Below are 13,009 nucleotides of genomic sequence, written 5' to 3' on the forward strand. Positions count from 1 at the left end.
GGCGTCGAAGTGGGTGGTGACGGTTGGGTCGTCAGTCACGGAAGCGACACGGTTGCAGCGGCTTGCGCCGCCCAACGTGAGGGAGCGCAGGAGATTTCTGGGCCGGGCAAGGAAAAATCGGCCGCAGCCGCTACCGCGCGTGCAAATGCCGGCAGGTGCGGAACGTCGTCAGGGCAGGGGTTTGGGATGGGGCACGACGGCGTAGCGGCGGTTTGCCAGCACCGGCACCCGGCTGCGCACCTGCTCCAGCCGGTCCCGGTTGAGGTCCGCCAGCACCAGCCCCGGCTCCTCCCCGGCGTTGGCGATGACCACCCCGGCAGGGTCAACCACCATGGAGTAGCCCGTAGCCAGCGCTCCTGTCTGGTTGGCAGCCAGGACATATGTGGTGTTCTCGATGGCCCGGGCCTTCAGCAGGGTGGCCCAGTGGTCCTCCTTACCCGGGCCGCGGATCCACATGGCCGGCACCAGCAGAATCTCAGCCCCGGCGTCCACTGCGGACCGGGCGCTCTCCGGGAAGCGAAGGTCGTAACAGGTGAACGCGCCGAACCGGAAACCTCCCAGGCGGAACACGAGCGGCTCCTCCGGGCTCCCGGCCGAAATTCCATCGCTTTCCCGGTATCCAAAAGCGTCGTAGAGGTGGACCTTGCGGTAGTACCCCAGGACATCGCCACTGCTGTCCAGGGCCACCAGGGTGTTGTAGGGAAGCCCGCCGGGCCCCTTCTCGTAGGTTCCCACCACCGCCGCAATCCCGTGCCGCTTCGCCATGCTTGCGATGGCGGTGACGAACGGCCCGTCCAGGTCCTCGGCGGCTGCGGCGACCGCACCTGCGCCGTCGCTGGTGGCAAAAAGGCTGGACTCCGGGAGCACCACAAGCTCCGCCCCGGCCTCCGCGGCCGACTCCATAAGCAAGCCCGCCGCCGTCGTATTTTCAGCAGGGTCCGTTCCTGCACTGAACTGGCCCAATGCCACTTTCATGGCTGTCCCTCCTGTCCCAAAGCAGCCCGCTGTCCCAGCCTCTTTCCGGTTGGGTTCCAGCCTCTTCCCATCAGCATCCTCCCCGCGTTAGTGTTGGCACACAACCGCCCGGCCATGAGCCGCATGTTTGGGCTCATGCAGTTGGGCCTCTGGAGCACTCCGGAGGGAAACGCGTGAGTATCACATCAGGAAACAAGCACCCGATGCGGCGGGGAGCCGCTATATTGACCGGCGTCGGCGTCCTGGCGGCACTGACGTCCTGCAGTGCGGAGGTGCAGCGCGGCTACCTGCCCGGCGAACGGGACACCACGGACAACACTCCCCTGATCACCGATCTGTGGGTCAACTCCTGGATCGCGGCGGTCATCATCGGCGTGATCACCTGGGGCCTGATGATCTGGGTGATCATCGCCTACCGGCGCAGGAAAAACACTGTCGGGTTCCCGGCGCAGATGAGCTACAACCTGCCGCTGGAGGTTTTCTACCTGTCCGTGCCGCTCATGATTGTGGGCGTCCTCTTTATCTTCACTGACCGGGAACAGCGGGCCATCGATGCGCGGGACCCCGATCCTGACGTGATCATTGACGTCCGCGGAAAGCAATGGTCCTGGGACTTCGGCTACGTCAAGGAAGATGTCCATGAGGACCCGGGCGTCCAGGCCCACCTGAACGGCGAATGGGGCACTCCGGACCGGCTGCCCACCCTGTACCTCCCGGTGGGGAAAAAGGTGGAACTGCAGCTGAACTCCCGCGATGTCCAGCACTCGTTCTGGGTGGTGGAGTTCCTGCAGAAGCGCGACATGTACCCGGGCGAAAACCAGTACCACCGCTTCATCAACATCACCCCCAACCGCACAGGCGAATTCACCGGCAAATGCGCGGAGCTCTGCGGCGAATACCATTCCGAGATGCTGTTCAAGGTCCGTGTGGTGAGCCAACAGGAGTACGACAGCCACATCGCGGAACTCCGGGCCCGCGGCAACACCGGAATTTTGGGTGACGAATACGACCGGAACCCGGCACGGCCGGCCCTGGAAGAAGGACAGCAAAGGACGGAACCGTAATGACAACCACCCGCAACACGGGCGTCACATCTGCCACTGCGGCGCCGTCAACGGTCAGGCGGCCCAAGGGCAGCATCGTGGTCAGCTGGATCACCTCCACGGACCACAAGACCATCGGGTACATGTACCTGATCGCGTCCTTCGCGTTCTTCCTCCTGGCCGGCGTGATGGCGCTGCTGATCCGGGCGGAGCTGTTCCAGCCCGGCATGCAGATCCTGCAGACCAAGGAGCAGTACAACCAGCTGTTCACGATGCACGGCACCGCGATGCTGCTGATGTTCGCCACCCCGCTGTTCGCCGGGTTCGCGAACGTGATCATGCCGCTGCAGATCGGCGCCCCGGACGTGGCGTTCCCGCGCCTGAACGCCCTGGCCTTCTGGTTCTTCCTGTTCGGCTCCACGATTGCGACGGCAGGGTTCATCACGCCGCAGGGCGCGGCTTCCTTCGGCTGGTTCGCCTACGCGCCGTTGTCCAACACCACCTTTACTCCCGGGCTTGGCGGAGACCTGTGGGTGTTCGGGCTTGCCCTGTCCGGCTTCGGCACCATTTTGGGTTCGGTCAACTTCATCACCACCATCATCTGCATGCGCGCTCCGGGCATGACCATGTGGCGGATGCCGATCTTCACCTGGAACACCCTGGTGACGGGCATCCTGGTCCTCATGGCCTTCCCGCCGCTGGCAGCAGCCCTGTTCGCGCTCGGGGCCGACAGGAAGTTCGGTGCCCACATTTTCGACCCCGCCAATGGCGGGGCCATCCTCTGGCAGCACCTGTTCTGGTTCTTCGGCCACCCGGAGGTGTACATCATTGCGCTGCCGTTCTTCGGCATCGTGTCAGAGATCTTCCCGGTCTTCAGCCGCAAGCCCCTGTTCGGCTACAAGGGCATCGTGTACGCCACGATCGCCATCGGCGCGCTCTCCGTGACGGTGTGGGCCCACCACATGTACGTCACCGGCGCGGTGTTCCTGCCGTTCTTCGCGTTCATGACCATGCTCATTGCAGTACCGACGGGCGTGAAATTCTTCAACTGGATCGGCACCATGTGGGGCGGCTCCATCACCTTCGAGACCCCGATGCTGTGGAGCATCGGGTTCCTGGCAACCTTCCTTTTCGGCGGCCTGACCGGCATCATCCTGGCCTCCCCGCCGCTGGACTTCCACGTGTCCGACTCCTACTTCGTCGTGGCACACTTCCACTACGTGGTGTTCGGAACCGTGGTGTTCGCGATGTTCGCCGGGTTCTATTTCTGGTGGCCCAAGTTCACCGGCACCATGCTGAACGAGCGCCTGGGCAAGATCCACTTCTGGATGCTTTTCCTGGGTTTCCACGCCACCTTCCTCATCCAGCACTGGCTGGGCGTCCTGGGCATGCCCCGCCGCTACGCGGACTACATGCCGGAGGACAATTTCACCCTGATGAACCAGTTCTCCACCGTCGGCTCATATCTGCTGGGCGCCTCGATGATCCCGTTCTTCTGGAACGTCTACATCACCTGGCGGACCGGCAAGAAAGTCAGCGTGGACGATCCCTGGGGCTTTGGTGGATCACTCGAGTGGGCCACCTCCTGCCCGCCGCCGCGCCACAACTTCACCTCGCTGCCCCGCATCCGCTCCGAGCGGCCGGCACTGGACCTGCACCATCCGGAGCTGAGCGTCCGTGAACACGCGCCGGTCCACGGCGTGGCGGCGGATATGCTGGGCGCGGCCGATATTGGCCCCCGCGACGTCAAGGATCCAGATCCCAACAAGTAGCGTCACAAAATACCCGCGACACTATCGTGCTTCACCCCGGCCCGGTTATCCCCGTTGTTTTCCTTGCTTGAACAGAAGCCAGCCTCCGGCCAGGAGGACAACATTCAGGCCCAGGAAACCCAGGTCCCAGGCCAGCGGCCCGCCCAGGTCGTCCCGGACGTGGTGGATACCGAGCAGCTGATGGTTGACCAGGCCCTCGACGATGTTGAACACGCCCCAGCCAGCCAGGACCAGGCCGGTGTGGAACCGCAAGTCCGCGGACAGCCGGCCCTGTCGCCGCGCACGGATGGCCAGGATGGCTGCGCCCACCACCAGTAGCCACATGGCGCTGTGGAAGAGGCCGTCCGCCAGGGTGTTCAGCTCCAGCCCTGCCACGGTTTTGGTGTTGCCGCTTTCGGTGTGGCTGAGCATGTGGTGCCACTGCAGCAGCTGGTGCAGGAGGATGCCGTCAACGAAGCCTCCCATGCCCATCCCGAACACGAAGGCCGGCGCCGCGGCAGGCGGCAGCCCTCCGAACGGCCTGGTTGATGGACCCTGGGATTCCCGTGGCACGTTCCGTTCCCCCTTCGTCTGGTGCACCCTTCACCGTGTCCCCTACCCGCCGTCGGGCGCTGTAACCGCCCAGCCCTCCCCTAACGGTCCCCTGATCGGAACCCTTGACCTCACCTGCCGGAGATGGAAGCCTGTGAAGCACTGCGGTGGAACCTCGAGCAAAGGGGCGGCTCCCGGACAGGGCCCTGCCACTGCCAGCCAACATTGAGGCGGCACCCCTTGCGAGCAATGGTCTACCGCGGCCCGTACAAAATCCGGGTCGAGGAAAAAGACATCCCCAAAATTGAGCACCCGAACGATGTGATCGTGCGGGTCACCACCGGTGCCATCTGCGGCTCCGACCTGCACCTTTACCACGGCATGATGCCGGACACCCGGGTGGGCATGACGTTCGGGCACGAGTTCGTGGGCGTGGTGCACGAGGTGGGCCCGTCGGTGCAGAAACTGGCCGCCGGGGACCGTGTGATGGTCCCGTTCAACGTGTACTGCGGATCCTGCTGGTTCTGCTCCCGGGGCCTCTACTCCAACTGCCACAACGTGAACCCGAACGCCACCGCGGTGGGCGGCATCTACGGCTACTCCCACACCTGCGGGGGTTACGACGGCGGCCAGGCCGAATTCGTCCGGGTCCCCTTTGCGGACGTGGGGCCATCAAAGATCCCGGACTGGATGGACGAAGAGGACGCGGTGCTCCTCACCGATGCCCTCCCCACCGGCTACTTCGGCGCCCAGCTGGGCGACATTGTGGAAGGCGACACGGTGGTGGTGTTCGGGGCCGGACCGGTTGGCCTGTTCGCTGCCAAGTCCGCATGGCTGATGGGCGCCGGACGGGTGATCGTGATCGACCACCTGGAGTACCGGCTCGAGAAGGCCCGAAGCTTCGCGCACGCGGAAACGTACAACTTTGGCGAGTACGACGACATTGTGGTGCACCTGAAGAAAGCCACCGACTACCTGGGCGCCGACGTCGTAATAGATGCGGTGGGCGCCGAGGCGGACGGCAACTTCCTCCAGCACGTCACCGGCACCAAGCTGAAACTGCAGGGCGGCTCGCCTGTTGCCCTGAACTGGGCCATTGACGCTGTCCGCAAGGGCGGTACGGTGTCCGTGGTGGGGGCCTACGGGCCGATTTTCAGTGCCGTGAAGTTCGGCGATGCGGTGAACAAAGGGTTGACGCTGCGGATGAACCAGTGCCCGGTGAAGCGGCAGTGGCCGCGGTTGTTCGACCACATCAGGAACGGGTACCTGAAGCCCAGCGACATTGTGACACACCGGATTCCGCTGGAGCACATCGCCGAGGGATACCACATGTTCTCCGCAAAGCTGGATGACTGCATCAAGCCGCTCATCGTTGCCGGCGCGTCCTGAAGGGAAGAGCATCATGTCTGAGGCAGCAACGCCGTATACCGCTGGAAAGTCTTCCGGACGGGAGTCCGCGGAAGCCCTGCGGGCCCGAATTCCTGGATGGGGCGTGGACCTGGACCCTGCGGACCGGCCATCGTTTCCCCGCGAGCAGCCCGGCATCGAGACCGGGGCGCACTGGGATTTTCCGGAGCGCCAGCCGGAGTCCTGGCCGCGCGAGCGTTCCATTGAGCACGCCATGCTGCCGCCCGTCTTCGGCACCTCCGCGCCGCCGAAGGGAGCATCAGGGGCCATCCGGAAGTACGCCTACCGGAAGTACAGCGAGGGCCGGGCGGCACACTGGCTGCTGCTGATTGCCGGGGACCGGGTGGACGCCTGGGAAGAACACCTGAAGTCCCTTGCCACACCGCGCCCGGACAACCCGGTGACGGAAACCGGGGTGCTCAGTGAGTCCTCCCGCCACGGCTTCCGCTCCCGCATGGGCAGGCGCCGGGTGGACACGAAGCACTCCTGGCTGGACCCGGTGGTCGTGGGTGGACCCTGGGTGCTGGCCGGGTTGGGGGCCCTGGGCGCTGTGCGGGCGCTCGTCCGGCGGAGCTGAGCCGGCCGGGGAATCCGGGCAAGGCTAGCCGAAGAGTCCGAGCAGGACCCCACCTGCCGCGCCCACCAGAACCACTGCCCACGGCGGCGTTTTCCAGGCGATGAGCAGCACGAAGCAGACCAGGCCCAGGCAAAACGGGCCCGGTCCGGTTATCGCCGTGGTGAACACCGGGTTGTAGAGGGCGGCGGCGAGGATTCCGACCACGGCCGCATTCGCCCCGCGCATGAGCGCCTGCGCCTGGGGCCTGGACCGGAACCTGTTCCAGAACGGCAGCACGCCGGTGAGGAGGAGGAAGCCCGGAAGGAAGATCCCAACAAGGGCGATGCCGGCACCGGCGACGCCTCCCGGACCGAAAGCCGAAAGCGTACCCAAGTAAGCAGCAAACGTAAACAGGGGGCCCGGAACGGCCTGCGCCGCGCCACAACCGGCAAGGAACTGTTCGGAAGAGACCCACCCCGGATCCACCACGCCTGACTGCAGCAGGGGCAGGACAACGTGGCCGCCGCCAAAGACCAGCGCTCCTGCCCGATAGAAAGCGTCAAACAGGGTGAGGCCGGCCGAGCCTGTGGCCGGCGACAGCAGCGGCAGCCCGAGAAGCAGGACAAGGAACAGGACCAGGCACGTGGCCCCGGCGGTCCGGCTCACCGGGAAGCGCATCATCCCCGTCACGTCCCCGGTCCCCGCACGGCAGACAAACAGCCCCGCCAGCGCGCCAATGAAGATGGCCGCCACCTGCCCGAGCGAGCCCGCCAGCAGGATCGCGGCCAGTGCCGCCACCACGGCGATGGTGGCACGCTCCCGGTCCGGCGTCAGCGCTTTCGCCATCCCCCAGACAGCCTGGGCCACAATGGCGACTGCCACGATTTTCAGGCCGGTGAGGATTCCCGAACCGATAACGCCCTGAAACAGGGACGCGCCGGCGGCGAACGCCACAAGCAGGGCCGCCGACGGCAGGGTGAAGGCCACAAAGGCCGCCAGCGCGCCGAGGGGGCCCGCGCGGTGCAGGCCGATGCCGTAACCAACCTGGCTGGACGCCGGGCCGGGAAGGAACTGGCACAGGGCCACAAGGTCTGCGTATTCCTTGTCGTCAACCCACTTGCGGCGTTCCACCAGTTCGTCCCTGAAGTAGCCCAGGTGGGCGATCGGTCCGCCGAAAGAGGTGAATCCCAACTTCAGGAAAACCCGGAAAACTTCCCAGACAGAACCCCGGGCAGTGGCCGTCGGAGGGCTGCCGGCAGGAGCCGTCACAGGGCTGTCACGAGTCCGGCCGCACGCTCCAGCGCTCCCGGAACTACGGAGTAGTAGGCCCAGGTGCCGCGCTTCTCGCGGTGGAGCAGGCCGGCGTCCACCAGGACCTTCAGGTGGTGCGAAACGGTGGGCTGGCCAAGGTCCAGCGGCTCGGTCAGGTCGCAGACGCACTGTTCGCCCGACTCGCCGGCTTTGACAAGCGACAGCAGGCGCAGCCGGTTGGGATCGGAGAGCGCCTTGAAGACGAGTGCTGCCTCTTTTGCATCCCCGGCACCCAATGCCGGATTGGCAGGCGGGGGGCAGCAGGAAGGGTCCAGCGCCGGATCGGGTGTCTGTGAAGCCTTCATAGGTCCATTATGCGTCCATATTGACGCTCATCAATGAATGCCTGGCGCGGTCAGGCTTCCGCAGCTTCCGAGCCGTGCGGAATGACGACATCGTCCGCCGCCTGGCCGGCAGACGGAAACAGAACCAGCAGCAGGCCCAGGCCGACGGCGGCACCAGCCACCTGGGCCAGGATGAACCCGGGAACCGAGCCGGGTGCGATCCCGGCGAACGTGTCGCTGAAGATCCGGCCTACCGTCACTGCCGGGTTGGCGAAGGATGTGGAGGAGGTGAACCAGTACCCGGCTCCGATGTAGGCACCAACGGCCGGTGCGGCCAGGACGCCCCGGCTGGTCCGGGCCAGGGCGAAGATCAGCAGGATCAGCCCTGCGGTGGCAACCACCTCACCCAGGACATGCCCGCCACTCAGGCGCTCTTTCGTGGAGAAGGAGGTCCCGACGTCGAACATCGCGTTGGCCAGGACGCTGCCACCGATGCCGCCGGCAACCTGCGCTGCCACATAGGTGCCAACTTCCGGCAGGGTGAGGCCGGCCCCGCTGCGCCTCCCCAGCGCCCAATCAGCCAGGGAAACCACAGGATTGAAGTGTGCCCCGCTGACCGGGCCCAGCATCAAAATCAGCACCGTCAGCCCCAGGACCGTGGCCGTACTGTTCTGGAGCAACTGCAGGCCCACGTCGCCCGGGGAGAGCTGCTGGGCGGCGATCCCGGAGCCTACAACGACGGAGACGAGAAGGCCGGTGCCGAGCAGCTCAGCCACGGCACGGCGCCACAGCGGCGGTTGCGATGAGTTCATGCAACCAGCTTGACCCACCGAAATAGCTCAGTCAAACTTGAGTCAATGCATACTGAACCCAGCGCAGCATTCCGCCGGCGGGTCGCCCGGCACGCGGCCCTTGCCGACGCCGGCCGGCTGCGCATTGTGGACCTCCTGACACTCGGGGACCTTTCCCCGTCCGAGCTCCAGTCGGAGCTGGGAATGCCCTCGAACCTGCTCTCCCACCACCTCCGCATCCTTGAGGAGGCAGGACTGGTCGCCCGCCAGCGCTCCGAGGCGGACCGGCGGCGCAACTATATCCAGCTGCTGGCTGGCGGGCTGGACGGCCTGATGCCGGGGACTGAACACGGCGCCCGGCGTGTCCTGTTCGTGTGCACCCGCAACAGTGCCCGTTCGCAGCTCGCAGCGGCACTGTGGCAACAGGCAAGTGCAATTCCCGCCACGTCAGCCGGCACCCACCCGGCAGACCGTATTTCCCGTGGAGCCCTTGAGGTGGCCGGCCGCCACGGCCTCGAACTGCCGGACACCGCGCCGCGCCTGCTTGACCAGGTGATGGGCGAAGGGGACTTTGTGGTCACTGTCTGCGACAACGCCCATGAAGAAGTCCCCGGCCTGAAAGGCGTCCACTGGTCCATCCCGGACCCGGTGCGGCTCGGGACTCCCGAAGCTTTCGATGATGCTTTTGAACACCTCGCGCACCGCATCCGCGATCTGGCGCCCCGGCTGACCGCCGCATAGCGGGCGCGCGCAATAACATTGACAACCATCAATATTCAAGGCAATACTCCCTATATCGACATTCATCAATCTTTGCAGTGGTGATCCGGACGGGAGTCCAGCCACCATCAGGACGGCCCCTCCGTCGTCGAGATCAACCCAGGAGAACAGCGTGACCACCGAAACAGCCAAAAAGCCCTCCGTCCTCTTCGTCTGCGTCCACAACGCCGGACGTTCCCAGATGGCGGCAGCGTTCCTGACGTCCCTGGCCAAGGGCGCCGTGGAAGTGCGCTCCGCCGGCTCCCAGCCGGCCGAGAAGATCAATCCTTCCGCCGTCGAGGCCATGGCAGAGGTGGGCATCGACATGTCCGCGGAGGTTCCCAAGGTCCTCACCACCGAGGCCGTCAAGGAGTCCGACGTGGTGATCACCATGGGCTGCGGTGACGAGTGCCCCTACTTCCCTGGCAAGCGTTATGAGGACTGGGTGCTGGAGGATCCGGCCGGCAAGGGCGTAGACTCCGTGCGGCCCATCAGGGACGAGATCAGGACGCGCATCGAGGCCCTCATCACCGAACTGGTGCCGGCGCAGCACCCGGACGCCCAGTAACTCCAAAGGAGATTTCCATGACGAACGAACAGCTGATCATCATCGGCTCCGGCCCGGCGGGCTACACCGCGGCCATCTACGCCGCACGCGCCGGCCTAGAACCCCTGGTGCTCGCCGGCTCGGTCACCGCCGGCGGCGCGCTGATGAACACCACCGAGGTGGAGAACTTCCCCGGGTTCCCGGGCGGCGTCCAGGGCCCCGAACTCATGGACGGGCTTCAGGAACAGGCCGAGAAATTCGGCGCCAAGGTAGTGTTCGACGACGTCACGGAAGTCCAGCTTGCCGGTCACCTGAAGACCGTGGTCACCGGCGCCGGTGAAACCCACCAGGCCCCGGCCGTTATCCTGGCCACCGGCTCGGCCTACAAGGAACTCGGCCTCCCCGAGGAGAAGCAACTCAGCGGCCACGGCGTCTCCTGGTGTGCCACCTGCGACGGCTTCTTCTTCCGGGAACAGGACATCATTGTAGTGGGCGGCGGTGACTCCGCCATGGAGGAAGCGACGTTCCTGACGCGGTTCGCGAAGTCCGTCACCGTCGTCGTCCGCAAGGGTGAACTGCGGGCTTCCCGCATCATGGCGCAGCGTGCCAAGGACAACCCGAAAATCAGCTTCGCCTGGAACTCCGCCGTCACTGCCATCCATGGCGACGGGAAGGTCACCGGCGTGACACTGGCCGACACCCGTTCCGGGGAGAGCCGCGAGCATGCGGCTACCGGAATCTTCGTGGCCATCGGCCACGTTCCCCGCACCGAACTTGTGGCCGGACAGGTGGACCTGGACGGGGAGGGCTACATCAAGGTGGACTCCCCCACTACGGTCACCAACCTCTCCGGCGTCTTCGCCTGCGGCGACGCGGTGGACCACCGCTACCGGCAGGCCATCACGGCCGCCGGAACCGGCTGTGCCGCCGCCCTCGACGCCGAACGCTACCTCGCCGCCCTGGACGATGCAGACAGCATCGCCACGGCCCTGGTGGAAGAACCAACCCACAGCTGAGCATAGGAAAGGGAAAGGAGTGAGCTGGATGGACAACGGATGCTGCACCGGTTCCGGAGAAAGCCTTCCCGTCGCCGTGATCGGCGCGGGCCCGGTGGGGCTCGCAGCCGCCGCGCACCTGCTGGAGCGCGGCCTGGAGCCGGTGATCTTCGAAGCGGGCACGACGGCGGGGGCGGCCATTGAGCAATGGCGGCACATCCGGCTGTTCTCGCCCTGGCGGTTCAATATCGACGCCGCAGCCGTCCGGCTCCTCGAAGGCTCCGGCTGGGAGGCGCCGCGGCCCACGGCCCTGCCGTACGGCAGGGAGCTCATCGAGAACTACCTCGCGCCCCTGGCCGCGCTGCCGCAGATCGCCCCGCGGCTGGAGACCGGCGCCCGGGTCACCGCCGTCACCCGGCAGGGCCTGGACAAGACCCATGTCAAGGGCCGGGACGCCACGCCCTTCACCGTCCGGGTCCAGCACTCTGACGGCGAAACCCGCGACCATACCGTGGCCGCCGTCATCGATGCTTCAGGTACCTGGTCCACCCGCAACCCGCTGGGGACCTCCGGCCTTCCGGCCATCGGCGAAGACACCGCCGGCCGCCGGATCTCCGCGCCGCTTCCCGACGTTGCCGGACGCGACCGCGATGCCTTCGCTGGAAAACGCGTCCTGGTGGTGGGCGCGGGCCACTCCGCGGCGAACACCCTCCTCAACCTTGCCGGCCTTGCCCGGGAAGAAGCGGACACCCGGATCATCTGGGCCATCCGTGGCGCCTCGGCGTCGAAGGTCTACGGCGGAGGGGACGCGGACGGACTGCCTGCCCGGGGCCAGCTCGGTTCCCGGCTTCGCCGCCTCGTGGAGGCCGGAACAATCGAACTGCACACCGGCTTCGGCATCAGCTCCATGAAATCCCTGGACTCTTCCGTCACCGTGGGCGCCGTGGACGGCCGCACCCTCGAAGCCGACGTCGTGGTGCCCTGCACCGGCTTCCGGCCCGACCTGGACATCCTGCGTGAGCTCCGGCTGAGCCTTGACCCCGCGGTCGAGGCGCCTGTGGAGCTCGGCCCGCTGATCGACCCCGAGTTCCACTCATGCGGCACGGTCCCGCCGCACGGGGCCAAGCTGCTCGCCCATCCGGACAAGGACTTCTACATCGTGGGTATGAAGTCCTATGGCCGAGCCCCAACGTTCCTGCTGGCTACCGGCTACGAGCAGGTCCGCTCCGTTGCCGCCGCATTGGCCGGGGACCGCGAAGCCGCTGATACTGTCCGCCTTGCACTCCCGGAAACCGGCGTCTGCTCCACGGATACCGGCACCAGCTGCGATACCCCTGCCGCTGCCGAGCGGGATCCCGGCGCGGACTCCGGCTGCTGCGCGGCGCCCGAACCCGTCCTGGTCGGCTTTCCCACCGGACTCGCCCATGGCCGCTCCGGCAACAACTGACCAGCGCCCGGCACCAACTAAAAGGAACATTGTCCCCCATGACTGAAAACCCGGCCGGAACCAGCCCAAAGAAGCCCGCCGTCCTGTTCGTCTGCAGCAAGAACGGCGGCAAGTCCCAGCTCGCCGCCGGGCTTCTGCGGCAGCTCGCCGGCGGCAGTATGGACGTGTATTCAGCAGGGACAAAACCGGGCAAGGACCTCAACCCGCTCGCCGTGGAATCCCTGGCCGAGCTGGGTATCACTGTTGAAGGGGAGCACCCCAAGCCCGTGACGGAGGACGTCATCCAAGCCGTGGACGTCGTCGTCGTCCTCGGCACCGAGGCCAAGCTGGAACAACGCGAGGGCATCCGCTACGAACTCTGGGAAACGGACGAGCCGTCTGAACTCGGCATCGAAGGCATGGAACGCATGCGCCTGGTGCGTGACGACATCCTTGGCCGGGTGCGGAACCTGCACGGGGACCTCGCCTCTTCCTGACGGCCTTGTTCGGAGGGAACCAGAACGAAGCCGACGGCCGCGGACCGGCAGCCGCCCCGCCGGCAAAAATGCTTGGCCTACCCGAGCGCGAATACGTACACTTATCACATTCAAC

14 protein-coding genes are annotated in these 13,009 nt (G+C 66.1%); 9 read left to right on the forward strand and 5 right to left on the reverse strand.

Annotation, left to right across the window (positions count from 1 at the left end; translation table 11 throughout):
• Positions 1–168: 168 nt before the first annotated feature.
• Positions 169–975, reverse strand: coding sequence for a carbon-nitrogen hydrolase family protein (locus NXY83_RS15995; RefSeq protein WP_258803191.1), 807 nt, complete (start codon positions 973–975; stop codon positions 169–171).
• 203 nt (positions 976–1,178) lie between these two features.
• Between NXY83_RS15995 and NXY83_RS16000 the strand changes: the two genes are divergently transcribed.
• Together NXY83_RS16000 and ctaD are read left to right on the forward strand one after the other, a co-directional pair.
• The gene (locus NXY83_RS16000) at positions 1,179–2,039 is read left to right on the forward strand and encodes a cytochrome c oxidase subunit II (RefSeq protein ID WP_258806277.1); all 861 of its coding nucleotides are present in this window, start codon (positions 1,179–1,181) and stop codon (positions 2,037–2,039) included.
• Positions 2,039–3,790 (forward strand): cytochrome c oxidase subunit I, encoded by a 1,752-nt coding sequence (gene ctaD, locus NXY83_RS16005; RefSeq protein ID WP_258803192.1) that lies wholly within the window; start codon positions 2,039–2,041, stop codon positions 3,788–3,790. Before NXY83_RS16000 ends, ctaD begins: the two co-directional genes overlap by 1 nt.
• A 45-nt stretch (positions 3,791–3,835) precedes the next feature.
• Here ctaD and NXY83_RS16010 read toward each other — a convergent pair whose 3' ends face one another.
• Positions 3,836–4,342 (reverse strand): DUF2243 domain-containing protein, encoded by a 507-nt coding sequence (locus NXY83_RS16010; protein WP_258803193.1) that lies wholly within the window; start codon positions 4,340–4,342, stop codon positions 3,836–3,838.
• 219 nt (positions 4,343–4,561) lie between these two features.
• Between NXY83_RS16010 and NXY83_RS16015 the strand changes: the two genes are divergently transcribed.
• Together NXY83_RS16015 and NXY83_RS16020 are read left to right on the forward strand one after the other, a co-directional pair.
• Positions 4,562–5,710, forward strand: coding sequence for a zinc-dependent alcohol dehydrogenase (locus tag NXY83_RS16015; RefSeq protein WP_258803194.1), 1,149 nt, complete (start codon positions 4,562–4,564; stop codon positions 5,708–5,710).
• A gap of 13 nt (positions 5,711–5,723) precedes the next feature.
• Entirely contained in the window at positions 5,724–6,305 is a 582-nt protein-coding gene (locus NXY83_RS16020) for a hypothetical protein (protein ID WP_258803195.1), read from the forward strand.
• 24 nt (positions 6,306–6,329) lie between these two features.
• Here NXY83_RS16020 and chrA read toward each other — a convergent pair whose 3' ends face one another.
• The 3 genes from chrA to NXY83_RS16035 all read right to left on the reverse strand — a co-directional run bounded on the left by chrA (position 6,330) and on the right by NXY83_RS16035 (position 8,691).
• Positions 6,330–7,481, reverse strand: coding sequence for a chromate efflux transporter (gene chrA, locus NXY83_RS16025; RefSeq protein WP_258806279.1), 1,152 nt, complete (start codon positions 7,479–7,481; stop codon positions 6,330–6,332).
• 68 nt (positions 7,482–7,549) lie between these two features.
• Positions 7,550–7,900 carry an ArsR/SmtB family transcription factor gene (locus tag NXY83_RS16030; RefSeq protein WP_258803196.1) on the reverse strand — a complete coding sequence of 117 codons (351 nt, stop codon included), beginning with the start codon at positions 7,898–7,900 and terminating at the stop codon, positions 7,550–7,552.
• 50 nt (positions 7,901–7,950) lie between these two features.
• On the reverse strand, positions 7,951–8,691 hold the full coding sequence (locus tag NXY83_RS16035; RefSeq protein ID WP_258803197.1) for an aquaporin: 741 nt from the start codon (positions 8,689–8,691) through the stop codon (positions 7,951–7,953).
• A gap of 45 nt (positions 8,692–8,736) precedes the next feature.
• On the opposite strand from NXY83_RS16035, the gene NXY83_RS16040 reads away from it, so the two are divergent.
• The 5 genes from NXY83_RS16040 (at position 8,737) to NXY83_RS16060 (ending at position 12,894) form a co-directional block, all read left to right on the forward strand.
• Positions 8,737–9,411, forward strand: coding sequence for an ArsR family transcriptional regulator (locus NXY83_RS16040; RefSeq protein WP_258803198.1), 675 nt, complete (start codon positions 8,737–8,739; stop codon positions 9,409–9,411).
• Between the two features lie 151 nt (positions 9,412–9,562).
• Positions 9,563–9,997 carry an arsenate reductase ArsC gene (locus NXY83_RS16045; protein WP_258803199.1) on the forward strand — a complete coding sequence of 145 codons (435 nt, stop codon included), beginning with the start codon at positions 9,563–9,565 and terminating at the stop codon, positions 9,995–9,997.
• A 17-nt stretch (positions 9,998–10,014) separates the two neighbouring features.
• Positions 10,015–10,992, forward strand: a complete 978-nt coding sequence (gene trxB / locus NXY83_RS16050) for a thioredoxin-disulfide reductase (RefSeq protein WP_258803200.1) — start codon at positions 10,015–10,017, stop codon at positions 10,990–10,992.
• Between the two features lie 28 nt (positions 10,993–11,020).
• Positions 11,021–12,418, forward strand: coding sequence for an NAD(P)-binding domain-containing protein (locus NXY83_RS16055; protein WP_258803201.1), 1,398 nt, complete (start codon positions 11,021–11,023; stop codon positions 12,416–12,418).
• Between the two features lie 38 nt (positions 12,419–12,456).
• Positions 12,457–12,894, forward strand: coding sequence for a low molecular weight phosphatase family protein (locus NXY83_RS16060; RefSeq protein ID WP_258803202.1), 438 nt, complete (start codon positions 12,457–12,459; stop codon positions 12,892–12,894).
• Positions 12,895–13,009: the final 115 nt, after the last annotated feature.

The organism is Pseudarthrobacter sp. NS4 (genome assembly GCF_024758005.1).
Classification (GTDB): domain Bacteria; phylum Actinomycetota; class Actinomycetes; order Actinomycetales; family Micrococcaceae; genus Arthrobacter.

Coding starts and splice junctions, on each gene's coding strand:
- NXY83_RS15995 (WP_258803191.1), bottom strand. CDS start 975: ATGAAAGTGGCATTGGGCCAGTTCAGTGCAGGAACGGACCCTGCTGAA.
- NXY83_RS16000 (WP_258806277.1), top strand. CDS start 1,179: ATGCGGCGGGGAGCCGCTATATTGACCGGCGTCGGCGTCCTGGCGGCA.
- ctaD (WP_258803192.1), top strand. CDS start 2,039: ATGACAACCACCCGCAACACGGGCGTCACATCTGCCACTGCGGCGCCG.
- NXY83_RS16020 (WP_258803195.1), top strand. CDS start 5,724: ATGTCTGAGGCAGCAACGCCGTATACCGCTGGAAAGTCTTCCGGACGG.
- NXY83_RS16030 (WP_258803196.1), bottom strand. CDS start 7,900: ATGAAGGCTTCACAGACACCCGATCCGGCGCTGGACCCTTCCTGCTGC.
- NXY83_RS16035 (WP_258803197.1), bottom strand. CDS start 8,691: ATGAACTCATCGCAACCGCCGCTGTGGCGCCGTGCCGTGGCTGAGCTG.
- NXY83_RS16040 (WP_258803198.1), top strand. CDS start 8,737: ATGCATACTGAACCCAGCGCAGCATTCCGCCGGCGGGTCGCCCGGCAC.
- trxB (WP_258803200.1), top strand. CDS start 10,015: ATGACGAACGAACAGCTGATCATCATCGGCTCCGGCCCGGCGGGCTAC.
- NXY83_RS16055 (WP_258803201.1), top strand. CDS start 11,021: ATGGACAACGGATGCTGCACCGGTTCCGGAGAAAGCCTTCCCGTCGCC.
- NXY83_RS16060 (WP_258803202.1), top strand. CDS start 12,457: ATGACTGAAAACCCGGCCGGAACCAGCCCAAAGAAGCCCGCCGTCCTG.